The sequence below is a fragment of the Nocardia sp. NPDC004415 genome, from assembly GCF_053602435.1.
Genome location: NZ_JBSGDP010000019.1, coordinates 70,148 through 92,630 on the forward strand (window position 1 = coordinate 70,148; position 22,483 = coordinate 92,630).

General features: G+C 71.6%; 25 protein-coding genes. 19 read left to right on the forward strand and 6 right to left on the reverse strand.

The features are described 5' to 3' along the window. Nucleotides 1–20: 20 nt before the first annotated feature. Nucleotides 21–392: a mycothiol transferase gene (locus tag ACWEMY_RS12175; protein ID WP_375935117.1), complete on the reverse strand. Its 372-nt coding sequence runs from the start codon at nt 390–392 to the stop codon at nt 21–23. A gap of 99 nt (nt 393–491) precedes the next feature. Here ACWEMY_RS12175 and ACWEMY_RS12180 point away from each other — a divergent pair, with 99 nt between their 5' ends. The 6 genes from ACWEMY_RS12180 (at nt 492) to ACWEMY_RS12205 (ending at nt 6,028) form a co-directional block, all read left to right on the forward strand. Continuing rightward, nucleotides 492–680, forward strand: a complete 189-nt coding sequence (locus ACWEMY_RS12180) for a DUF1918 domain-containing protein (protein WP_375926288.1) — start codon at nt 492–494, stop codon at nt 678–680. A 110-nt stretch (nt 681–790) separates the two neighbouring features. After that, the gene (locus ACWEMY_RS12185) at nt 791–2,212 is read left to right on the forward strand and encodes an FAD-dependent monooxygenase (RefSeq protein WP_452390041.1); all 1,422 of its coding nucleotides are present in this window, start codon (nt 791–793) and stop codon (nt 2,210–2,212) included. A 110-nt stretch (nt 2,213–2,322) separates the two neighbouring features. Continuing rightward, on the forward strand, nt 2,323–2,976 hold the full coding sequence (locus ACWEMY_RS12190; RefSeq protein ID WP_452390042.1) for a fasciclin domain-containing protein: 654 nt from the start codon (nt 2,323–2,325) through the stop codon (nt 2,974–2,976). Nucleotides 2,977–3,092: 116 nt separating this feature from the next. After that, the gene (sigK, locus tag ACWEMY_RS12195) at nt 3,093–3,734 is read left to right on the forward strand and encodes an ECF RNA polymerase sigma factor SigK (RefSeq protein ID WP_375926296.1); all 642 of its coding nucleotides are present in this window, start codon (nt 3,093–3,095) and stop codon (nt 3,732–3,734) included. Next, entirely contained in the window at nt 3,731–4,456 is a 726-nt protein-coding gene (locus ACWEMY_RS12200) for an anti-sigma factor (protein ID WP_452390043.1), read from the forward strand. Before sigK ends, ACWEMY_RS12200 begins: the two co-directional genes overlap by 4 nt. A 51-nt stretch (nt 4,457–4,507) precedes the next feature. After that, complete coding sequence (locus ACWEMY_RS12205) at nt 4,508–6,028, forward strand: molybdopterin-dependent oxidoreductase (RefSeq protein ID WP_452390044.1); 1,521 nt, start codon at nt 4,508–4,510, stop codon at nt 6,026–6,028. 10 nt (nt 6,029–6,038) lie between these two features. Here ACWEMY_RS12205 and ACWEMY_RS12210 read toward each other — a convergent pair whose 3' ends face one another. Then, a complete protein-coding gene (locus ACWEMY_RS12210; protein ID WP_452390045.1) occupies nt 6,039–6,680 on the reverse strand; it encodes a hypothetical protein in 642 nt (213 codons plus the stop codon). A 140-nt stretch (nt 6,681–6,820) separates the two neighbouring features. On the opposite strand from ACWEMY_RS12210, the gene ACWEMY_RS12215 reads away from it, so the two are divergent. Beyond that, nucleotides 6,821–9,946, forward strand: coding sequence for a BTAD domain-containing putative transcriptional regulator (locus tag ACWEMY_RS12215; protein ID WP_452390046.1), 3,126 nt, complete (start codon nt 6,821–6,823; stop codon nt 9,944–9,946). A 9-nt stretch (nt 9,947–9,955) separates the two neighbouring features. Here ACWEMY_RS12215 and ACWEMY_RS12220 read toward each other — a convergent pair whose 3' ends face one another. Together ACWEMY_RS12220 and ACWEMY_RS12225 are read right to left on the reverse strand one after the other, a co-directional pair. Continuing rightward, nucleotides 9,956–10,663 carry a cutinase family protein gene (locus tag ACWEMY_RS12220; RefSeq protein ID WP_452390047.1) on the reverse strand — a complete coding sequence of 236 codons (708 nt, stop codon included), beginning with the start codon at nt 10,661–10,663 and terminating at the stop codon, nt 9,956–9,958. Between the two features lie 68 nt (nt 10,664–10,731). After that, on the reverse strand, nt 10,732–11,271 hold the full coding sequence (locus ACWEMY_RS12225) for a nitroreductase/quinone reductase family protein (RefSeq protein ID WP_452390048.1): 540 nt from the start codon (nt 11,269–11,271) through the stop codon (nt 10,732–10,734). Nucleotides 11,272–11,392: 121 nt separating this feature from the next. On the opposite strand from ACWEMY_RS12225, the gene ACWEMY_RS12230 reads away from it, so the two are divergent. The 10 genes from ACWEMY_RS12230 (at nt 11,393) to ACWEMY_RS12275 (ending at nt 19,895) form a co-directional block, all read left to right on the forward strand. Further along, a complete protein-coding gene (locus tag ACWEMY_RS12230) occupies nt 11,393–12,400 on the forward strand; it encodes an alpha/beta fold hydrolase (protein WP_452390049.1) in 1,008 nt (335 codons plus the stop codon). A 104-nt stretch (nt 12,401–12,504) separates the two neighbouring features. Further along, the gene (locus ACWEMY_RS12235; protein WP_452390050.1) at nt 12,505–13,581 is read left to right on the forward strand and encodes a mechanosensitive ion channel family protein; all 1,077 of its coding nucleotides are present in this window, start codon (nt 12,505–12,507) and stop codon (nt 13,579–13,581) included. A gap of 27 nt (nt 13,582–13,608) precedes the next feature. Beyond that, nucleotides 13,609–13,881 carry a CinA family protein gene (locus tag ACWEMY_RS12240; RefSeq protein ID WP_452390065.1) on the forward strand — a complete coding sequence of 91 codons (273 nt, stop codon included), beginning with the start codon at nt 13,609–13,611 and terminating at the stop codon, nt 13,879–13,881. Between the two features lie 151 nt (nt 13,882–14,032). After that, nucleotides 14,033–14,551 carry a 2Fe-2S iron-sulfur cluster-binding protein gene (locus tag ACWEMY_RS12245; RefSeq protein WP_452390051.1) on the forward strand — a complete coding sequence of 173 codons (519 nt, stop codon included), beginning with the start codon at nt 14,033–14,035 and terminating at the stop codon, nt 14,549–14,551. Beyond that, nucleotides 14,548–15,540: an FAD binding domain-containing protein gene (locus tag ACWEMY_RS12250; RefSeq protein WP_452390052.1), complete on the forward strand. Its 993-nt coding sequence runs from the start codon at nt 14,548–14,550 to the stop codon at nt 15,538–15,540. Before ACWEMY_RS12245 ends, ACWEMY_RS12250 begins: the two co-directional genes overlap by 4 nt. Next, the gene (locus ACWEMY_RS12255) at nt 15,537–17,615 is read left to right on the forward strand and encodes a xanthine dehydrogenase family protein molybdopterin-binding subunit (protein ID WP_452390053.1); all 2,079 of its coding nucleotides are present in this window, start codon (nt 15,537–15,539) and stop codon (nt 17,613–17,615) included. Before ACWEMY_RS12250 ends, ACWEMY_RS12255 begins: the two co-directional genes overlap by 4 nt. 72 nt (nt 17,616–17,687) lie before the next feature. After that, complete coding sequence (locus ACWEMY_RS12260) at nt 17,688–17,975, forward strand: plasmid stabilization protein (protein ID WP_375926335.1); 288 nt, start codon at nt 17,688–17,690, stop codon at nt 17,973–17,975. A 20-nt stretch (nt 17,976–17,995) separates the two neighbouring features. Then, nucleotides 17,996–18,955 carry a TIGR03557 family F420-dependent LLM class oxidoreductase gene (locus ACWEMY_RS12265; protein WP_452390054.1) on the forward strand — a complete coding sequence of 320 codons (960 nt, stop codon included), beginning with the start codon at nt 17,996–17,998 and terminating at the stop codon, nt 18,953–18,955. Between the two features lie 11 nt (nt 18,956–18,966). Continuing rightward, nucleotides 18,967–19,743 (forward strand): DUF72 domain-containing protein, encoded by a 777-nt coding sequence (locus ACWEMY_RS12270; protein ID WP_452390055.1) that lies wholly within the window; start codon nt 18,967–18,969, stop codon nt 19,741–19,743. Next, nucleotides 19,740–19,895: a hypothetical protein gene (locus ACWEMY_RS12275; RefSeq protein ID WP_452390056.1), complete on the forward strand. Its 156-nt coding sequence runs from the start codon at nt 19,740–19,742 to the stop codon at nt 19,893–19,895. Before ACWEMY_RS12270 ends, ACWEMY_RS12275 begins: the two co-directional genes overlap by 4 nt. Here the strand turns inward: ACWEMY_RS12275 and ACWEMY_RS12280 are convergent. Further along, nucleotides 19,850–20,323, reverse strand: coding sequence for a MarR family winged helix-turn-helix transcriptional regulator (locus ACWEMY_RS12280; RefSeq protein WP_452390057.1), 474 nt, complete (start codon nt 20,321–20,323; stop codon nt 19,850–19,852). The two genes, ACWEMY_RS12275 and ACWEMY_RS12280, sit on opposite strands and share 46 nt — an antisense overlap. A gap of 105 nt (nt 20,324–20,428) precedes the next feature. Between ACWEMY_RS12280 and ACWEMY_RS12285 the strand changes: the two genes are divergently transcribed. Next, nucleotides 20,429–21,550 (forward strand): NADH:flavin oxidoreductase, encoded by a 1,122-nt coding sequence (locus ACWEMY_RS12285; protein ID WP_452390058.1) that lies wholly within the window; start codon nt 20,429–20,431, stop codon nt 21,548–21,550. A 5-nt stretch (nt 21,551–21,555) separates the two neighbouring features. Here ACWEMY_RS12285 and ACWEMY_RS12290 read toward each other — a convergent pair whose 3' ends face one another. Beyond that, nucleotides 21,556–22,110 (reverse strand): type 1 glutamine amidotransferase domain-containing protein, encoded by a 555-nt coding sequence (locus ACWEMY_RS12290; protein ID WP_452390059.1) that lies wholly within the window; start codon nt 22,108–22,110, stop codon nt 21,556–21,558. Nucleotides 22,111–22,245: 135 nt separating this feature from the next. Here ACWEMY_RS12290 and ACWEMY_RS12295 point away from each other — a divergent pair, with 135 nt between their 5' ends. Beyond that, on the forward strand, nt 22,246–22,473 hold the full coding sequence (locus tag ACWEMY_RS12295) for a DUF6480 family protein (protein ID WP_452390060.1): 228 nt from the start codon (nt 22,246–22,248) through the stop codon (nt 22,471–22,473). Nucleotides 22,474–22,483: the final 10 nt, after the last annotated feature.

Consider the following 22,483-nt stretch of genomic DNA (forward strand, 5'->3'; position numbering starts at 1 on the left):
CGCCCGGTCTAAGAACCGGGTCAGCCGGCCGCGGTGATCTGCTCGCGCAGAATGTCGCCGTGGCCGGCGTGGCGGGCGAATTCGGCGGTCATGAACACGTAGATCCAGCGCACGCTGACCACGCCCACGCGCGGATGTTCGCGGAGGGCGTCGAGGGGGACAGCCGCCGCGACCGCGCGGGATCTCGCGCTCGCGCGCTCGAATTCCGCGATGACCTCGTCGACGGTCTCGGTGTCGTCGACGTGGAATCCGCCGTGTTCCCAGAGCGGTCCGTCGCAGTCGCGGTCGGCGAGCCGCCCGAGGGTGCGCTGGAACCACATCCGCTCGGCGAACGCGGCGTGCTTGACCAGGGTGATCGGAGTGGTCAGGGAGGGGACGAACCGATTCCGAATCCAGCACCCACGGCACCCGGCCGCGCCTCATACTGGTTGGCGCAAGGTGACTGCTCGACCGATACAGACACTGTTCGCCGGTGAGAGGGAGGTTGCTCGATGCACGCCAATGTTGGCGATCGGCTCGTGGTGCACGGCCGCACGGTCGGCCGGACGGATCAGACCGGGGAGATCGTCGAAATCCGCGGAAGCGACGGCGCGCCTCCCTATGTGGTGCGCTTCGAAGACGGCCACGAAGGGCTCATGTTTCCCGGCCCCGACAGCGTGATCGTCCCACAAGGCACCTGAGGCTCGCCGCCGGAATATCGCTTGCGGCGGCGTCCCGCGGTACCGCACACTGGGCGGCCGAGGCCGGGACCTGCGCAAACCCGGATGCTGAACGAGCGGACGGGTGATTCATGTTCGAGGTGGTCATTGCCGGAGGCGGGCCGACCGGAGCGATGCTGGCGGCCGAGCTGCGGTTGCACGGGGTGCGGGTGCTCGTGGTGGAGATGGAGACCGGGCCCGGACCGTCGACCCGGATCGTCAGCCTGCACGTGCGCAGCCTCGAGCTGATGGCGATGCGCGGACTGCTGGAACGGCTGGTCGCGCGGGGACGGCGACGGCCGGTCGGGGGCATCTTCGCCGGGATTCCCGCACCCGCGCCCGCGGGGCTGGAAGACGCGTATCTGCTGGGGATTCCGCAGCCGGTGATCGATCAGGTGCTCACCGAACACGCGCTCGCGCTGGGCGCGGAGGTCCGGCGCGGATGCGCGGTGGCCGGATTCGAGCAGGACGAGGACGGGGTGACCGTCGAACTCGCCGACGGACAGCGGGTGCGCACCCGCTACCTCGTCGGCTGTGACGGCGCCCGCAGCACGGTGCGCAGGCTGCTCGGTGTCGGGTTCCCTGGCGAGCCCGCCCGCAACGACACCCTGATGGGCGAGCTGGAAGTGGGCGTGGCGCCCGAGGAGATCAGCGCCGCCATGGCCGAGCTGGGCCGCACCACGCGCCGCGTCACGCTGCGGCCCTTCGGCGAGGGGATCTACAGCGTCATCGTTCCCGCCGAGGGCGTCGAGGAGGACCGCGCGCAACCGCCCACCCTGGCGGACTTCCAACGGCAACTACGTGCCCACGCGGGAACCGATTTCGGCGTGCACTCCCCGCGCTGGCTGTCGCGGTTCGGCGACGCCACCCGCGTCGCCGACCGGTACCGGGTCGGCCGGGTGCTGCTGGCGGGCGACGCGGCCCACATCCACCCGCCCATCGGCGGCCAGGGCCTGAACCTGGGCGTCCAGGACGCGGTGAATCTCGGCTGGAAACTGGCCGCCCGGGTCCACGGGTCGGTCTCCGACACCCTGCTCGACACCTACGAAACCGAACGGCATCCCGTGGCCGCCGCCGTTCTGGACAACACCCGCGCCCAGACCGAACTGCTGTCCACCGAACCGGGCGCGCGGGCCGTGCGCGCACTGCTCACCGAGCTGATGGACATCGACGCGGTGAACCGCCGCCTGATCGACAAGATCACCGCGGTCGACATCCGCTACGACCTCGGCCCCGGCCCCGACCTGCTCGGCCGACGGCTGCCCGACCTCGCCCTGGGCGAGGGCCGCCTGTTCGACCGGCTGCGCCACGGCCGCGGCACCGTCCTCGACCGCACCGCGGGCGTGTCGGTCGACGGATGGTCCGGCCGCATCGACCTGCTCACCGAACCCACCGCCGCCCTGGACGCCCCGGCTGTGCTGCTGCGCCCCGACGGGCACGTCGCCTGGATCGGGGACGACCAGCAATCCCTGAACGAGCAGCTCGTGCGCTGGTTCGGCCCACCGTCGGACTGATCTCCGACGAATCGTCGGCTGCGAGCCATCCGGTGTGGTGGGCTGGCCGAACTCCGTGACATCCCCTCGCCGCGGCGCTTCGCCGCCAGTACGGAAGTGACGGAAAAACCATGCGAACCCTGCGCAGTACTCTCCTGGCGGCAGCGCTTCTCGGCTCGGTGCTCGGCGCCGCCGCCTGTTCCGACGACGACTCCACCACCTCGACCACCTCCTCCGCCTCGATGACCTCGATGCCGATGACCTCGGCACCCACCACCGGCGACGCCGCCACCGGGCTCGTCGGCGCCGGGTGCGCGGAATACGCCGCCCAGGTGCCCAGCGGACCCGGCTCGGTCAGCGGCATGGCCCAGGACCCGGTGACGGTCGCCGCGTCCAACAACCCGATGCTCACCACGCTCGTGGCGGCCGTCTCGGGCCAGCTCAACCCCGAGGTCAACCTGGTCGACACCCTCAACGGTGGCGAGTTCACCGTGTTCGCGCCCGTCGACTCGGCGTTCGCGAAGATCGACCCGGCCACCATCGAATCGCTGAAGACCGATTCGGCCACCCTGACCAAGATCCTCACCTACCACGTGGTGCCCAACCAGATCGCGCCCGCCGACATCCCCGGCACCCACAAGACCGTCGAGGGTGCCGACGTGACGGTCACCGGATCCGGTGACACACTGAAGGTCGGCGAGGCGAACGTGATCTGCGGCGGTGTCCGCACCGCCAACGCCACCGTCTACATGATCGACAGCGTGCTCATGCCGCCCGCGTCGTGACGCGGACCATCGCGGCGCCGAGGGCGGGAACGCCGGGGAAGAAATTCCCCGGCGGCACCCATCCGGGCCTGGGAGCAGGCCGAAATCCCTCTCATGCCGACGTCAGGGACGACACGATGACCGACCGGCCGGGTACCGCACCGATCCGTTTGCGTGCGGTCGATCCGGCACCCGCCTGTCCAGCGGGGCCCCGCGACCATGCCGTGCAAGCCGAGCTGGTGGGGTTGCTGGGCCGGGTCGCCGACCGGGACCGGACCGCCTTCGCCGAGTTCTATCGCGCGACCAGCCCGCGTGTGTTCGGGCTCGCGTTACGGGTGGTGCGCAATCACGGCGCCGCCGAGGACGTCACGCAGGAGGTGTTCCTGCAGGTCTGGTCGCTGGCCGCCGGCTACGACCCCGGCAAGGCCAGCCCGATCGGCTGGCTGATGATGCTCACCCACCGCCGCGCGGTCGACCGGGTGCGCGCCGAACAGTCGGCCACCACCCGCGACCTGGTGTTCGGGCACGCCCACCTGGGGCGCGACCACGACAGCGTGGCCGAGGCGGTCACCCAGCGCCTCGACGAGCAATCGGTCCTGGACTGTCTGCACACCATGACCGAGCTGCAACGCGAAGCGGTCGCCCTGGCCTACTACAGCGGCCGCACCTACTCCGAGGTCTCCGAGACCCTGGACGTGCCGCTGCCGACGGTGAAGAGCCGGATCAGGGACGGCTTGAAACGACTAGAGAACTGCTTGACCGGAGGAAACACCCGATGAGCGAGACAGATCGGCAGACCCCCTGGTCCTGGCTCGACGACGCCTACCCGTACGCCCTGGACGCACTCGACCCGCACCAGCGCCGCGCCGTCGACGACCGGCTCGAGGCGGCGGGCCCCGAGGAGGCCGAACAGTTCCACACCGCCGTGTGCCGCATCCAGGAAACGCTCGCCTCGCTGACCGTGGTCGACTCGGTGCCCCCACCGGCCCGGCTCGAAGCGGCCCTGATGCAGGCGCTGGACCGGCTCGACCCGCAGGTCCGTCCGCTGATCCGCCGCGACAGCCGGTGGCGCCTGCGCTGGCTGACGGTGGCCGCCGCCGCGATCATCGCCGTGGGCGCCGGGGCCGGGATCGCGGTGGTGATCGACCGGACCGGTGACAAGCCCGAGACCCTCACCGCGCAGCAGGTGCTCGAGGAACCCGACAGCCGGTCGTCCTCGGTGCCCATGACCGGCGGCGGCGAGATGACGGTGCACCAGTCCACCGCGCTGGGTGCCGCGGCGGTCTCGCTGGGTGACATGCCCACGCTGCCCGCCGACCGCGCCTACCAGCTGTGGCTGATCCCCGACGGCGGTACACCGCAATCGGTGGCGCTCATGGACGGCCGGACCCCGGTCGTCACCCCGGTCGCCGGCGCCGACACCCTCGCGGTCACGGTCGAACCGGCCGGTGGCTCGCCGGGACCGACCACCTCACCGATCGTCAGCATGGTGGTCGGCTGACCCGTCCCGTGACGGGCTGTGCCGACACCCCGAGAAAACAGGAGTGACAGCATGGTTCGCACACCGGGTCGCACCGGAGCCGCGGTCGCCGCGACGGCCGCCGCGGCGACGGTGCTCGGCGTGGGCCACCTCGTGGCCGCGCTGGTGGACCCGAACGCCTCCCCGTTCTACGTCCTGGGCGCGACGGTCATCGACCACACCCCGAAGTGGTTGAAGGACAATGCGATCCGCTGGTTCGGTACCAACGACAAACTGGCGCTGGCCATCACGATGGCGGTGGTCATGGTGCTGGCGGCCGCGCTCATCGGCCAGCTCGCGCGCCGCAGCCCGGCGCTCGGGGCGGGCATCCTGGGCGGGCTCGGTGTCGCGGTGGCCGTGCTGGCGCTGCTGCGGCCCTCCGCGACCCCGGCTTTCGCGATTCCCTCGCTGGTGGGTGCCGTGGCGGGCGCCGCCGCGCTCTGGCTGCTCTTGCGCGCCCCGGCCGATCACCCGGCGGGCGAAGGCCCGACCCGGCGCACCTTCCTGCTCGCCGTGGCCGGTGTCGCGGCCGGTGCGGCGGCCGCGGGCGCGGCGGGCCGATTCCTCGGCAGCCGCCTGCGCGACATCACCGCCGACCGGGCGGCTTTCGTGCTCCCGCCCGTCGCCGATCCCGCCCCGCCGGTGCTGCCGGAGATGGATCTCCCGGTCTCCGGGCTGACCCGTTTCGTCACCCCGGCCGACGAGTTCTACCGCATCGACACCGCGCTGCAACTGCCCGCGCTGACCAGGGCACAGTGGCGGCTGCGCATCCACGGCATGGTGGACCGCGAGCTCGAACTCGACTTCGAGGACCTGCGTGCCCGCCCCGCCGTCGCGGCCACGATCACCCTGACGTGCGTGTCGAACGAGGTCGGCGGCGATCTGGCGGGCACGGCGACCTGGACCGGCTACCGGCTCACCGACCTGCTAGCCGACGCGGGACCGTCCTCCGAGGCCGACATGATCCTGTCGCGCAGCGTGGACGGCTTCACCGCGGGCACCCCGCTCGACGCGGTACTCGGCAACCCGGACGCCCTGCTCGCCGTCGCCATGAACGGTGCCGCCCTGCCCGTCGCCCACGGCTATCCGGCGCGGATGGTCGTGCCCGGCCTCTACGGATACGTCTCGGCCACCAAATGGGTGGTCGACCTGGAGGTCACCCGCTTCGATCGGGCCCGCGCGTATTGGACCGAACGCGGCTGGGCCCCACGGGCACCCATCAAGACCGCGTCCCGGATCGACGTCCCGGCCGCCTTCGCGACCCTGCCCGCGGGACCGGTGACGGTCGCCGGTGTCGCCTGGGCGCAGGGCCGCGGGATCACCGGCGTGGAAGTCCAGGTCGACGACGGTCCCTGGCGGCCCGCCACGCTCGCCACCGCCTACTCTCTCGACACCTGGCGGCAGTGGACCTGGGTCTGGGACGCCCCGCCCGGCACCCACACGCTGCGCGTGCGCGCTGTCGACGGCACCGGCGCCGTCCAGACCGAGGCCCGCGTCACCCCGTTCCCCGACGGTGCCACCGGTCGGCACAACCGTGTGGTCACCGTGCGCTGAGACAACCGGGTCAGGCGGTGGTGGTGTGCCGGATGACGATGTCGCCCAGGGAGTTCCGCGCGTACACCGCGACGGTCTCCGTGGCACCGGACTCCGCGATCGGGCCCATCCGATTCCGGATGGTGCCCAGCAGCGCGGTGGTCTCCAGCCGGACGGCACTGCCGGGATGGATACCCACCTCGAGCTCGCCGACGGAGGTCTCCAGACGCAGTTCGCCCCGGGTCGCTTCGCCGATCCGGACATCGCCCTTGGCGGTCTTCGCGGTCACCGACTCCGCCGGACGGTCGACGGTGATGTCACCCAGGGACACCGTCAGATCGCAGCGACCGATGTCGCCCGTGGCCAGTACCTGTCCGACGCCGGTGGTGCTGGTCAGTGTGGAGCCGGAGGGCACCTCGATGTGCACGGCGATGGTCGGGTTGCCGCCGAACGGGGTGTTGGTGCGCCACGATTTGGGGGTGGTGACGCGCAGGACACCGTCGGTGTAGTCGACCGTGGTGTCGTCGGCGGCGCGCACGTCGGCCTTGGCGGACGGGTCGGCGGGCCGGACGATCACCACGCTGTCGGTGCGGGCGGTGGCGACGACGGTGAGGTCGCCTGACAGCAGTTCGACGGTGACGGCGACGGGCCGCGGGGTCGGGAAGGTGGTCACGGTGTGCTCCTCGGTGCTGGATGTTCGGTACGGGAACCACTGTCACCCCTGCGGCTGATATGTCCCTGACACCGCGCTGACGCCCGTGCCGACACGATGTCGGCCGACGGATCAGCGGGCGGGCCGGGCACAATGGGCGCGTGCAGATCGGGATGCTCGGACCGTTGGAAGTCCGCACGGACGACGGTGGATCCACGGAAGTGCCGGGCGCCCGCCTGCGGGCCCTGGTGATCGCGCTCGCCCTCGACCCCGGCCGGGCCGTCCCGAAGACCACGCTGATCGACTGGATCTGGGGCGAACAGCCCCCCGCCGACGCCGCGAATGCCTTGCAGGCGTTGGTCTCCCGCGTACGTCGCGTGCTGCCCGCGGGCTCCCTCGACGCGCCCGCGGGCGGCTACCGCCTGCTGGTCGACCCCGACTCCGTCGACGCCGTGCGCTTCGAACGGCTCCTGGACCGGGCGCGCGGCGCCGACGACACCGAACGGACGCGACTGCTGCGCGAGGCCATGGGGCTGTGGCGCGGCGCGCCCCTGCCGGATCTCGGCGACGCCGCCGTCCCGGTGATCGCCCGCTTCGAGGGACTGCGCCTGGCGGCGCTGGAAGACCTGTACGAAGCCGAGATCCGGCTGGGTCGCGGCCCGGAACTCGTCACCGAACTGACCGACCTGCTCGCCCGCCACCCCCTGCGGGAACGGCTCGCCGGTTCGCTCATGCGGGCACTGGCCGCCGCGGGCCGGGGCGCCGAGGCACTGACCGTCTACCAGCGCCTCCGCGAAGAACTCGCCGACGAACTCGGCGCCGACCCCACCCCGGAACTGTCCGCGCTGCACGTCGCGCTGCTGCGCGGCGAAGTCGGGGCGCGCGAGGAACAGCCCACCACCAACCTGCGCGCCGAACTGACCAGCTTCGTCGGCAAACACACCGAGATCGCCGTGGTCCGCGAACTCCTCGCCGCCCACCGGCTCACGACCCTGACCGGGCCCGGCGGCTCGGGCAAGACCCGGCTCGCGGTGGAATCCGCGCGCACCATGCTCGGCGACCTGCCCGACGGCGTCTGGCTGATCGAGCTGGCGGGCACCGCGGGCGGCACCGACCCGGCCCACCAGGCGCTCGCCACGCTGGGCCTGCGCGACGCCCTGCTCGGCAGTCCCGCGCACGCCGACCCGATGGACCGGCTGATCGCGGCACTGCGCGACCGCGAAACCCTGCTCGTCCTGGACAACTGCGAACACGTCGTCGAGTCGGCGGCGGCCTTCGCGCACCGCGTGCTCGGCGCGTGCACCCGGGTGCGCATCCTCGCGACGAGCCGCGAACCCCTTGGCATCACCGGGGAGGCGCTGTGGCAGGTCGAGCCGCTGGGCCTGCCCGCCCCGGACGCGGCGGCCGAGCAGATCGAATCCTCCCCGGCGGTCGAGCTGCTGCGTGACCGGGCCGGGGCGGTCCGCCCGGACCTGCCCGGCGACCCGGACAGCCTGGCGGCCATGGCACGGATCTGCCGGGCGCTCGACGGGATCCCGCTGGCCATCGAACTGGCCGCGGCCCGGCTGCGCACCCTGTCCCTCGACCAGCTGGCGCACCGCCTCGACGACCGGTTCCGGCTGCTCACCGGCGGCAGCCGCACCGCCATCGCCCAGCACCGCACCCTGCGCGCGGTGGTCGACTGGAGTTGGGAACTGCTCGGCGAGCCCGAACGGCAGGTGCTGCGCAGGCTCGCGGTGTTCTCCGGCGGCGCGAGTCTGGAAGCGGCCGAACAGGTCTGCGCGGGCGGGGACGTCGAACCGTGGGAGGTGCTCGAACTGCTCACCGCCCTCACCGAGAAGTCACTGCTGCGGGCCACCACCGACGGCAGCCCACGGTTCCGCCTGCTCGAGACCATCAAGCGCTATGCCGCCGACCGGCTCGCCGAATCCGGCGACACCGAGAGCGCCCGCCGCGCGCACCTCGACCACCTCACCACCCTGGCCGCCACCGCCGAACCCCACCTGCGCCGCGCCGACCAGCTCGAATGGCTCGCGGTGCTCGCCGCCGAACACGACAACATCGCGACCGCCATGCGTGGCGCGCTCGCCGCCGGTGACGCGCCCGGCGCCATGCGGCTGGCCGCGGCGGCCGGCTGGTACTGGTGGCTGGCGGGTCACAAGGGCGAGGGCGCCGACCTGGTCGTCGCGGCCGCGGAACTGCCCGGCGAGGTCGACGACGAGACCAGGGCGCTGGTCTACGGGCTGATCGTGCATTTCGCGAGCTCGGGCCGCAAGGACGAACAGCAGGTCGCGCAATGGATCCGCGCCGCGCGGCGCTTCGGTCGCGACACCGCGAACCCGCACCCGGCGCTGCGCTTCACCGTCGCCCTGGAACGCATGCTCGACGGACCCGCGGAATTCCTGCCCGCCTTCGAGGCCCTGCTGACCGACGACGATCCCTGGGTGCGCGCCCTGGCCCGCCTGCAACTGGGCAAACTCCGCACCGTGCTCGGCCACGACGGCCCCGAACCCGACGAGTACCTCGCCGCGGCACTGGCGGAGTTCCGCGCGATCGGCGAACGCTGGGGCATGTCCTTCGCGCTCACCGAACTGGCGAACCGGACCGCCCAGCGCGGCGAATTCGCCCATGCCATCGCCCTTTTCGACGAAGCGGTCGCGGTGGTCACCGAGGTCGGCGCCGACGAGGACGCCGTCGGCATGCGCGCCCGCCAGGCACAGCTGTACCACCTGCTCGGCGACCCCGCCGCGAGCGCGGCCGCGCTCGCCGACGCCCAGCGCCTGGCCGACCAGAACGGCTGGCCGACCGCCCGCGCCGAAGTCGCCCTCGCCCGTGCCGAACTCGCCCGCTGGACGAACGACCCCGCCCTGGCCCACGAGCAGATCGTCCTTGTCCGCACCCTCCTCGGTTCCGACGCCGACGAGCCGGTCCACCAGGCGATGACCCACACCCTGCTCGGCTACCTCGCCGAGGACCTCACCGCGGCACGCGCCCACCACGCCACCGCCTACACCGCCGCCACGACGGCAGGCCACGCACCCCTGCTGGCCGCCGTCCTCGTCGGCCTGGCCGATCTGGCCTTCCGCCACGACGAGCCGGAGCACGCCGCCCACCTGCTCGCCGCGAGCACCACCATCCGCGGCCTGCCCGACCTCTCCCACCCCGACGCGCTCGGAATCGAACAGTCGGTGCGGGAACGGCTCGGCGACAATGCTTTCCGCGCGGCGACCGAGGCGGGCTCGGCGGCCGACCCGGCGGAACTGGCGGTGCTCACCCTCGCGCGATGATCGTCGGGGTCAGCGCAGCTGTTCGGCCACGAACGCGGCGGCCTCGTCGCGGTTGCCGTTGACGAAGTACAGGAAGTGGCCGTAGCTCAGGGCATTGCCGAAACCGGCGGCGGGGTCGCCGCCCGCACAGACGCGGTCGCCGCTGCTGCAGTAGTCGTGCAGACGGTCGGCGAATTCGGCGAGGGCGCCGGTGGGCAGGGGGCCGGTGCCGGAGAGAGCGGGATCGGCGGTGCCACGGTTGTAGGGTTCGGCGCCGTTGTGCAGGGGGCTGCCGAACAGGGCGACCGCGTCGATGCGGGCGGCGGCCCGGTCGGTGAGCGCGGTGGGGTCGGCGAGGGTGTTGCCGATGACGCGGGCGCCCTGCGAGTACCCGAGCAGGACGAGCTGCTGGTCGGGGCAGGCGGCGGCGGTGTCGTTGAGCAGGACGGTCAGGTTCTCGACACCGCGCACGCTGCTGTCGGGATTCATCGAGGCCGGGTACTCCAACTCGGTGACCGTTGCGGTGCGGCCGGACTCCTCAGCGATTCGCTTGCCCAGCGGAGTGAGCAGCAGGCTGCCGGACTGCGGTTCGAGGGTGCCACGCACGGTGACGACCCGGAGCTGCGCGCACTCACCGGAATTCGCGGTGGGTGCGGCGGTCGCGGCGGGGAGGGCGGGCAGTGCCATCGCGGCGGCTGTCACGGCGACGGAGAGCAGGATTCGGGATCGACCACGCATCCGCCCACTGTAATGCGTGGGCAGGCCCTCGCGGCAGGGCGAATCGTGCCCGACCCTACCGCGCGTCCTCAGTCGAGGTCGATGGCGACGGCGCGCCCGGTGCGGAACCAGTAGTCGTGCAACTCCCGGATCTTCGCGCGCGACGGCAGACCCCGCAGATGGATCAGGCATTCGCCCATATCCAACGGAACCACGGTGTCGCACAATAGAGTTCGCGCGGTCGCCAGCTCACCGGGATCGGTGATCTCTCGTGCCGTGCCGCGATGGACGCCGTCGGGCAACCGCACGGTGACCGCCGGGTCGGCCCGGATATTGAGCAGCCACGCGTTCACCGCGCCCGGCCGCTCGACGGTGATGTTCGGTGGCATCAACTGCACCAGATAAGCCCGGTCGCCGTCACGCAGTACGCGCACGCACTTCGGTCGCGGTTCCCCGGTCCTGCGTCCGGTGGTGGTGAGCACGCCGTAGCCACGCGGCACATGGATCCGGAACAGCGGCCGCATCGCATCGCTGAGCAGCTTGCCGTGGCGCGCGGTGCGGATCAGCCGACCGTGCTTGCCCAGGGCGGCCTGCGCCTGCGCGCGCCGAGCCTGCTGGTCTGCGTCCATCACTCCATGATGCGCCCGGCGCGGACCACGCACCAGTAAACATTTGCCGAAACGGCAATTTCGCTTGCCGCCTTGCCGTGGACGAAGTGACGCTGGACCGAACCCCGACCCGAGGAAGCCGATGACCATCACCTCGCCCGTCCACGCATCGAGAATCCCACGCGCACTGGGCATCACCCTGCTGGCGCTGCTGCTCACCGTCTCCTGTGGCACCACGTCCACCGAGGCTGTTCCCGGCTACGCGGCCGCGACCGCCGGTGACCCCGAATTCGCTGCCTTCCGCCACGAATTCGCCGAGATCGACGGCGTCCGAATGCATTACGTGACCGGCGGCAGCGGCTCACCGGTCGTACTCCTGCACGGCTGGCCGCAGACCTGGTACGGCTGGTGGGAGATCATGCCCGAGCTCGCCGAACACCACACCGTCTACGCCATCGACCTGCCCGGCCTCGGCGACAGCACCGGCACCCCGACCGGTTACAGCACAGCCACGCTGGCGCGCTACGTCCACACCCTCGTCGCCGAACGGCTCGGCCTGCGTGACGCAGCCGTCGTCGGCCACGACTTCGGCGCCGCCGTCGCCTTCCACTACGCCGCGCAGTTCCCCGCCGACACCGCCCGCCTCGGCTACCTCGACCTGCCGCTGCCCGGCCCCGCGGTCGACGCGGCGACCTATCGCACGATGAGCTGGCACATCGCCTTCCACGCCCAGCCCCGCGTCCCCGAAGCCGTGGTCGGCGACGATGTCCGCGACTATCTGGCGCTGTTCTATCCGCAGGTCTCCTTCGGCGGCACGGCTTTCGGCGGGACCGGCCAGGATTCGCCGTTCACCACCGCCGATCTCGACGAATACACCAGAACCTATGGCAGACCGGAGAACCTGACCGCCGGGTTCGAGCTGTATCGCGCGCTGGAGGCCGATGTCCGCGAGGGCGTCGAGGCCGCGCCGAGCGCCGTCCCGACCCTGCTCATGACCGCCCAGGGCCAGCTCGATCCCGTCCGCGCGAGCATCGCCCCGCGCCTGACCCGGATCGTGCGGGCGGTGGACGTACCGCGCGCGGGGCACTGGCTCGTCGAGGAGAACCCCGGATTCGTCACCGCGGAACTGCTGGACTTCCTGCGCGGATGACGGGCAACGGGATCGTCATGTCGGCTCCCCGGGGCGAGTGGGTATGCGACCGACGACAACCCATCCATCGGATGCCCGGAGACAAGCGAGAGGAGTTCGATCTCGTGGAGGACATCGTTCGGCCGTTGATCGTCGTGCTCGGCACGATCGCGATCACGGTGCTGGCGGGACTGCTGGTCGACCGCGGCCTGCGGTTCGCCGCGCGGCGCAGGCCCGACACCCACATGCCGATGCTGTTGCGGCGCGTGCAACTACCCCTGCAGGCGCTACTCGGCACGCTGGCCCTGCATCTGACCTATCCGCTGGCCGAACTGGACCTGCGCCAGGACGTCGTGATCCGCAATGTGCTGGCCACCGCGGCGCTGCTGGCGGCGGCCTGGCTGGTGGTCCGGCTCGCCGACGCGGTCGCGGAGAACCTGCTGCGCCGCTACGCCGAGCGCACCAGCGACACCTCCCGGGTGCGCCAGCTGCGCACCCAGCTGGGACTCGTGCGCCGCGTGATCACCTCGGTGCTGGTGGTGACGACCGCGGCGGTGGCGATCCTGCTGCTGTTCCCGAGCCTGCGCACGCTGGGCACCTCGATGCTGGCCTCGGCGGGCGTGATCGGCATCATCGCCGGTGTCGCCGCGCAGTCGACGCTGAGCAACCTCATGGCCGGCCTGCAGATCGCCTTCGGCGACTCGGTGAAGATCGGCGACACCGTGGTGGTGGAAGGCGAATGGGGGACTGTCGAGGAGATCACCCTGGCCTTCCTGACCGTGCGGATCTGGGACGACCGGCGGCTGACCATGCCGGTCTCCTACTTCAACAGCAAGCCCTACGAGAACTGGTCGCGCGGCGGACCGCAGGTCACCGGCACGGTGCTGCTGCACCTCGACCACAGCACGCCGGTCCCGGTGCTGCGCGAGCACCTGCACGACTACCTGCGCGGCAGGCCCGAATGGGATCGGCGCACCTGGAGCCTGCTGGTCACCGACAGCACCCCGGTGAACATCGTGGTGCGCGCGGCCATGTCGACCTCCAACGCCGACGACGCGTGGACGCTGCGCTGCGCGGTGCGCGAGGAACTGCTGGACTGGCTGTCGCGCAACCACCCGAACGCGCTGCCCAAGATCCCCACCGCCATCATCGACAGCGACAGCGCGGCGGCACCCGAGCGCGAGGAAGTCGGCGCGCGATGACACGGCGCACCCGGGCGCGGGCACGGGATACGGTTCTCGGACCTCGCCGCCGCCCTCAGCGCCGCACCCGACTCCGCCCAGTGGTTCCGCGGCGGAGTGGTCGCCTACTCCGCACTGGTCAAGCAGCAGGTCCTCGGCGAACCGGTCGGATCGGTCTGGTGCGCCGTCGTCACCCGCGCGGAGTCCTGGGCGGTGCACCGCGACTTCGACGGCGACCCCGAAGCGGTGCTGTCACAGTCGGTGGACTGCGCGCTCGCGCTACTGCACGAAGGTCAGGCCCGCCTCGTGTCCGGCCGGTAATCCGGCGTTGTGGCGCCGGACCGAGCCGCGTTGGTAGCGTGGCGGAGGTGTGCGGGGGCACACCGCACGCGAGGAATGCCGGTGGCAGGCCCGAGACGGCAGGCCGCGTTTGGTCGATGGAATCGATGTCCCCTGGACGAGAGGCCGTTCGATGCGCGCGCAGATCACCTTGACCGTCGACGGGCGACCACGGACCGTCGAGGTGGACACCCGGAGCACCCTGCTGGACGTGCTGCGTGAGCAGTTGGCCGTCACCACGCCGAAGAAGGGCTGTGATCACGGCCAGTGCGGATCGTGCACGGTCCTGCTCGACGGGCGCCGGGCCACCCTGTGTCTGGCGCTGGCCGTCGCCCACGACGGCGCGACCATCCTGACCGCCGACGGACTCGCCGACGGTGACACGCTGCATCCCGTCCAGCAGGCCTTCCTCACCCACGACGGTTTCCAGTGCGGTTACTGCACCCCGGGCCAGATCTGCTCGGCGGTCGGCATGCTGGAGGAGGTGAAGGCGGGCATGCCCAGCCTGGTCACCGACGACGCGGCGGGCGGGATCACGCCGAGTGGGATCACGCTCAGCACGGAGGAGATCCGGGAGCGGATGAGCGGCAATCTGTGCCGCTGCGGCGCCTACCCGAACATCGTCGCCGCCATCCAGGAGGCGCGCGGATGAGGGAGTTCGCCTACGAGCGCGCCGCCGACGCGGCCCACGCGGTCGCCACCGTCCACGCCGACCCCGACGCCGTGTTCCTCGGCGCCGGAACCAATCTCGTCGACCACCTCAAACTCGGTATCACCGCGCCCGGGCGCCTGGTGGACGTCAGCAGACTGCCGTTCGACGAGGTGACCGAGCGCCCCGACGGCACCGTGCGGGTCGGCGCGGCCGTCCGCAATGCCGACCTGGCCGCGCACCCGCTGATCCGCGCCCGCTACCCGATGCTCTCGGCCGCCCTGCTCGCCGGCGCCTCACCCCAGCTGCGCAATCTCGCCACCACCGGCGGCAACCTGCTGCAGCGCACGCGCTGCGTCTACTTCCAGGACCCGACCGTGCCGTGCAACAAACGCGAACCGGGCAGCGGCTGCTCGGCGATCGGCGGGTTCGACCGGGAACACGCGGTCCTCGGCGCCTCGCCGGCGTGCATCGCCACCCACCCCTCGGACATGGCGGTGGCGATGGCGGCGCTGGGCGCGACCGTGCGTGTCCTCGGTGCCGACGGCGAGCGCGAGATCCCGGTGGTCGACCTGCATCGGCTGCCCGGCACCGCACCCGAGCGCGACACCGTCCTGCACCACGGCGACCTGATCACCGCCGTCGACCTGCCCGCCCTCGGCTGGGCCACCCGCTCCACCTACCGCAAGGTGCGTGACCGCGCCTCCTACGCGTTCGCGCTGGTCTCGGTCGCCGCGGCCCTCGACCTCGACCACGGCGTCGTGCGCGACGCGCGGATCGCCTTCGGCGGCGTCGCGCACAAACCGTGGCGTGCCTTCACCGCCGAGGACGCCCTGCGCGGCGCGGCCGCCACCGAAGAGAACTTCGGCGCCGCCGCCGACGCCGAACTCGCCGCCGCGCGACCCCAGCGCCAGAACGCCTTCAAGGTCCCCCTGGCCCGCGCCGTGCTGGTGGCGACACTGCGCGACCTGGCCGGGCAGGAGGCGCGATGACCCTCCAGCCCCGGGCCATGGGCACGTCGCCGACCCGCCTCGACGGACCCGCCAAACTGCGCGGCCGCGCGCCCTACGCGATGGAACACCCCCAGCGAGATCCCCTGCACGCCTTCCCGATCCAGTCCACCATCGTCCACGGACGGATCCGCGAGATCGACACCGCCGCGGCCGAGCGCACGGACGGCGTGGTGGCCGTGCTCACCCAGCACAATGCCGCGCGGCTGGTCTCCGACGACGACCGGGAGCTGTACATCCTGCAGAACGGCGACATCGCGTTCCGCAACCAGCTGATCGGCGCGGTCGTCGCCGTCAGCCCCGAGATCGCCCGCGAGGCCGCGTCGCTGGTGCGGGTCAGCTACGACGAGGAACCGGCCGACCTCACCTTCGGCACCCACCGCGACGATCTCTACACCCCCGAGGACGTGAGCGGCGGTTTCGCCGCCGACACCGCCACCGGCGACGTGGAGAACGCGCTGGAACTGGCCCCGGTCACGATCGACCACACCTACACGACCCCGATGGTCCACAACAATCCGATGGAACCGCACGCCACCATCGCCCGGTGGACCGGCGACACCCTGACACTGTTCGACTCCACCCAGGGCCCGCACGTGGTCCGGTCCACGATCGCGGCGCTGTTCGGGCTCGAACCCGAACAGGTGGAGGTCATCGCGCCCTATGTGGGCGGTGGCTTCGGGTCGAAGGGCGAACCGCACGCCAATATCGTGCTCGCCGCCCTGGCCTCGAAACTCGTCGGCGGCAGGCCGGTGAAACTGCCGCTGACCCGTCAGCAGCTGTTCTCCCTCACCGGATACCGCACACCCACCGTTCAGCGGGTCCGGCTCGGCGCGCACCGCGACGGCACCCTCACCGCCATCGCCCACGAGGTGCTCGAACAGACCTCCACGGTCAAGGAATTCGCCGAGCAGACCGCGATCGGCACCCGGATCATGTACTCCTCGGCGAACCGCGCGACCTCCCATCGCCTCGCGGCCCTGCACGTCCCGGTCTCGTCGTGGATGCGCGCGCCCGGCCACTGCCCCGGCATGTACGCGGCCGAGACCGCGATCGACGAACTCGCCGTCGCCCTGGACATGGACCCGATCGCCCTGCGCGTCCACAACGAACCCGAGGTCGACCCGGAATCGGGACGGCCGTTCTCCAGCCGCGGCCTGGTCGAATGCCTGCGCACCGGCGCCGAACGGTTCGGCTGGGCCGACCGCGACCCGGCGCCCCGCGCGCGGCGGGACGGACGCTGGCTGGTGGGCACGGGCGTCGCGGCCGCGACCTATCCGGCCGACGTGTCCGCGGGCAACAGCGCCAGGGTGCGCTGGACCGGCGACCGCTACGAAGTCGCCATCGACGCCATGGACATCGGCACCGGCACCTGGACCACCCTCGGCCAGATCGCCGCCGACGCGCTCGGTGTCGGCCAGGACCGGATCGACCTGCGCATCGGCGACTCCCGCCTGCCCACCGGCACGGTCGCCGGCGGGTCCAGCGGGATGGCCTCCTGGGGTTCGGCCGTCGTGGCCGCCGCTCGGGCCTTCCGGGAACGGCACGGGACCGCACCCGCCGACGGCGCGGAGGTCACCGTGGAAGCGCCCGAGGACCCCGCGCGCGCCCAGTATTCGACCCATGCTTTCGGCGCGCATTTCGTCGAGGTGCGGGTCGACGCCGACACCGCCGAGATCCGGGTGCCGCGCGTGCTCGGCGTCTTCGCGGCGGGCCGCATCATCAATCCGCTCACCGCGCGGTCGCAGTTCATCGGCGGTATCACCATGGGTGTGTCGATGGCCCTGTTCGAGGAGAGCCAGTTCGACACCCGGTTCGGCCAGGTCGCCAACCACGATCTCGCCGGATATCACCTCCCGGTCAACGCCGACATCGGCGAGATCGACGTGCGCTGGATCGATGAACACGATCCGCACGTCAACCCGATGGGCAGCAAGGGAATCGGCGAGATCGGCATCGTCGGCTCCGCCGCCGCGGTCGGCAACGCGATCCACCACGCCACCGGCGTGCGCGTGCGCGACCTGCCGATCCGCGTCGAGGACCTGCTCGGACGGTGAGCGAGCTGTTTCCGCGCCATCGGCGCGGGTAAGGCGCCAACAGAATGTCCACCGGACCAGGAGGTGCAGATCATGCCCCAGCAGACGTGGAGTGCCAAGCGCGAACGGCAGTACCAGGACATCAAGAAGTCCGAGCGTGCGCGCGGGCGCAGTGAGAAGCGGGCCGAGGAGATCGCCGCGGCCACGGTGAACAAGACCCGGTCCCAGCACGGTGAGACCAAAGGCAAGCGCGGCGGTCAGCGGGCGCAGGGGAGCGGCAAGACCCGCGACGAGCTCTACGCGGAGGCGCGCAAGCGCAATATCGACGGCCGCTCGAAGATGAACAAGCAGGAACTGGCCCACGCCCTCGGTCGCTCCTGACCCCTGCGAAAGGGTTCGCCATGCAGATCGGGTTCAAATTGGCGGCCGAGGCGTTCGGCCCGCACGAGCTGGTGCGCCAGGCCGTGCGGGCCGAAGCGGCCGGCTTCGATTTCGTCGAGATGAGCGACCATTTCCACCCGTGGCTGGACAACCAGAACCACTCGCCGTTCGCGTGGACCGTGCTGGGCACGATCGCGGCGCGCACCGAACGGATCGGGCTGGCCACCGGCGTGACCTGTCCGATGATCCGCTACCACCCCGCGATCATCGCCCAGGCCGCCGCGACCACTGCGCTGCTGTCCGACGGGCGGTTCACCCTGGGCATCGGGTCGGGGGAGCGGCTCAACGAGCACATCGTCGGCGGGGACTTCCCGCCCGTGCGGGTGCGTCAGCGGATGCTGCGTGAGGCCCTCGAGATCATCCGGTTGCTCTGGCGCGGCGGCTATCGCAGCTATGACGGGCGGTATCTGTCCGTGTCCGACGCGCGGGTGTTCGACCTGCCCGAAACACCACCCCCGATCGCGGTGGCCGCGGGCGGTCCGCGGGCGGCCGAACTCGCCGCCGAACTCGGCGACGGCCTGTTCGCCACCGAACCGAAACCCGAACTCGTCGAGGCCTTCCGCAAGGCGGGCGGTGACGGACCGCGCTACCTCGAGGTGGGCGTGGCCTTCGCCGAGGACGAGCGCACCGGCGCGGAGGCGGCGCTGTCGACCAACCGGTGGTCGGTCGGCGGCTGGAAGGTGATGAGCGAGCTGCCCAATCCGGCCAACTTCGCCGCCGCGACCACCACGGTGCGGGTGGAGGACATGCTCGACGCCATGATCTGCGGCAACGACCCGCAGCGCTATGCCGACGCCGTGCGCGAGGCGGTCGAGGCCGGATACGACCGCGTGGTGCTGATGAACACGGGACCCGACATGGACGCGTTCCTCGATTTCTACCAGGGCGAGCTGAACGATCTGCTGCGCGCGCAGACCTGACGGGGGTCACGATGGTGATGCGCGTCGGCACGTCGGGCTGGCAGTACCGGGATTGGCGCGGGGTGCTGTACCCGCCGGACGTGCCGGTGCGGCGCTGGCTCGAGCACTACGCCCGGGCCTTCGCGACGGTCGAATCGAACAACGCCTTCTACCGGTTGCCCAGCCGCGACACCTTCGCCGCATGGCGCGACCGCACCGGCGACGACTTCGTGGTGGCGGTGAAGGCCAGCCGGTACCTCACCCACATCAAGCGGCTGCGCGATCCGGACGAGCCGGTCGCGCGCCTGCTCGACCGCGCCGCGGGCCTCGGTGACCGGCTCGGGCCGATCCTGCTCCAGCTCCCGCCCACCCTGCGCGCCGACGCGGACCTGCTCGACGCCTGCCTGCGCTGTTTCCCCGCCACGGTGCGGGTGGCGGTCGAACCCCGGCACGAGTCCTGGTGGACCGACGAGATCCGCGCGGTCCTGGAAACCCGCTCGGCCGCCCTGGCCTGGGCCGATCGCGATTCCCGGCCGGTCACCCCGCTGTGGCGCACCACCGGCTGGGCCTACCTGCGCCTGCACGCCGGTCGCGCCGCACCCGCACCCCACTACGGGCGGCAGGCCTTGAAGACCTGGGTGGGACGGTTGCGCGACGCCTACCCGGCGCGCGCCGACAGCTACGTCTACTTCAACAACGACCACGGCGGCGCGGCCGTGCGCGACGCGATCACCTTCACCCACCTGGCCGACCACGCCGGCGCCGCGGTGACCCGCGTCCCCGATCTGTCCGAGGCGGTGGCGTCATGACGACCTATCCCGGCGCGACCGACTACATCGTGGAACACGAGCATTTCCGCGTCGGCGTCACCGTGCACCCCTTCGCCATCCTGCGCGCCCCGGACCGCAGCGTGGCCTACTCGGCGTTCGTCGACGATCTGACGACGCTGTTCGCCGGGTGATCCGCGCGGGTGAGGAAGACGCGCTCGAGCAGGGTGCGCAGGTGATCGCGGTCCTGGTCGTCCAGGCGATCCAGCCCGGCGCGGGTGGCGTGCATCTTCGCGCGGATGGCGTCGGTGACGCGCTCGCCCTCGGGGGTGATGACCAGGGTGGTGACGCGGCGGTCGGCGGCGCTGGTCTCGCGGCGCACCAGGCCGCGCTTCTCCAGGCGGTTGATGATGCCGGTGACATTGGACGCGTCGCAGCCCATCCGCTCGGCCAGCGCACGCATGGCGACCGGGCCGCGGCGCAGCACGGTGAGGGTCTTGCCCTGGCTGGCGGTGAGGTTCTCGCTCGCGGCGGCCGCGGTGAAATCGCCGTAGTAGACGCCCAGTGAGATCGACAGCAACTCCATGAGCTGGTCTGCTCCGGTCGGGGTCGCGGCGGTCATGCGACCACTCTATCCGCAGAAACTTGACTATCTCAAATATCTGCGCCTAGCGTTGCTTGAAGTTCTCAACCTTCGACATTGTCAAGTAGCTAGCAGGAGAAGCCAGTGATCGTCACCGATACCTCGCGCACGGCCGAGGTCCTGTCACGGCCCGTCACCCTCAACGGCCTGACCGTCCCCAACCGCATCGTGATGGCGCCGATGACGCGCATGTTCTCGCCCGACGGCATCCCCGGTGACGACGTGCGCTCGTACTACGCGCGGCGCGCGGCGGCCGGCGTCGGCCTGATCGTCACCGAGGGCACCTACGTCGGCCACGATTCGGCCGGGCAGAGCGACCGGGTGCCGCGCTTCCACGGCGAGGAGCAGCTGGCGGGCTGGGCGAAGGTCGCCGCCGACGTGCACGCCGCGGGCGGCACCATCGTGCCGCAGCTGTGGCACATCGGCATGGTCCGCAAGCAGGGCGAGCCGCCCGTCGCCGACGCGCCCGCGGTCGGCCCCTCCGGTATTCGCGTCGACGGCACCGAGGGCACCGGCAAGGCGATGACCCGGGCCGACCTCGACGACGTCATCGGCGCCTTCGCTGACGCCGCCGCGGCCGCCGAGCGCATCGGCTTCGACGGTGTCGAACTGCACGGCGCGCACGGCTACCTGCTCGACCAGTTCCTGTGGTCGCGCACCAACCGCCGCGAGGACGGCTACGGCGGCGACCCGGTGGCCCGCACCCGATTCGCGGCCGAGATCGTCGCCGCGGTCCGCGCGGTCGTCTCGCCCACCTTCCCGGTGATCTTCCGCTACTCGCAGTGGAAGCAGGAAGCCTACGACGCGCGCCTGGCCGAGTCGCCGCAGGAACTGGAGGCGATCCTGGCCCCGCTGGCCGCCGCGGGCGTCGACGCCTTCCACGCCTCCACCCGCCGCTACTGGCTCCCCGAATTCGACGATTCCGACCTGAACCTGGCCGGGTGGACCAAGAAGCTCACCGGCAGGCCCACCATCACCGTCGGCTCGGTCGGCCTCGACGGCGACTTCCTGCGCGCCTTCGCCGGCCACGGCGCCGAACTCGGCAGCATCGACAACCTCCTCGACCGCATGGAACGCGACGAATTCGACCTGGTCGCCGTCGGCCGCGCCCTGCTCCAGGACCCGGACTGGGCCGCCAAGCTCCTCACCGGCCGCCTCGACGAGGTCAAGCCCTACGACGCGGCAGCGCTCAAGACCCTGAGCTGAGCGTGTCAGTGCCTGCCCTCGGCGAACTCCTCGACGATCTTCGCGCAGAAGGCGGGTAGGTCGTCGGGGTTGCGGCTGGAGACCAGGCCGTTGTCGGTGACGACCTCCTGGTCGACGACCGTGCCGCCCGCGTTGCGGATGTCGGTGCGGACGCTCGGGTAGGAGGTGAGGGTGCGGCCGCGGACGGCGTCTGCTTCGACGAGGGTCCACGGGCCGTGGCAGATCACGCCGATGGGCTTGCCGGTGGCGGCGAACTGCTTGACGAAGCCGACCGCCGCCGGGTCCTGGCGGAGTTTGTCGGGGTTGGTGGTGCCGCCGGGGAGCAGCAGGGCGTCGTAGTCGTCGGGGCTCGCCTCGCCGACGACCTGGTCGACGGGGAAGCTGTCGCCGGGCTCGACGTCGTGGTTCATCGCCTGGATCGAGCCGGACTTCAGCGACAGCAACTCGGTGCTCGCACCGGCCTCTTCGACCGCCGCGCGCGGCTGGACGAGCTCGACCTGTTCCACTCCGTCGGTGGCCAGGATGGCGACGGTCTTTCCGGTCAGCGGATGCTGGGGCATTGGTTTCCTCCTGGGTCGGGGTCTGCCAGGCGCATACCCGCTCCCGCCCGCCGAAACAGCTCCGGTGATTGAGGGCGGGGGACCCGGGTAGGGCGAGGGGGACAGTGTTTCCCAGCGATGGAGGTAGGTGGACTCATGGCATCCATGGATCCGGATCCCGCACGGACCCCCGATCTCGAGCCGGGCGGCGGGGTGCGGCCGGGGGCCACGCCGCCGGAGACGGCGCAGACCTCCGGGTTGTCCTCACCCGAACCGCGCACGAGCACCCGGTTCCCGCCGACCGGGATCGGCGCGATCGCGGTGGTGGCGCTGCTCATGGCGATCTTGATCGCCGCCGCGATCGGGGTTCTGGCCGCGCTGTGAGTGCCGCGCC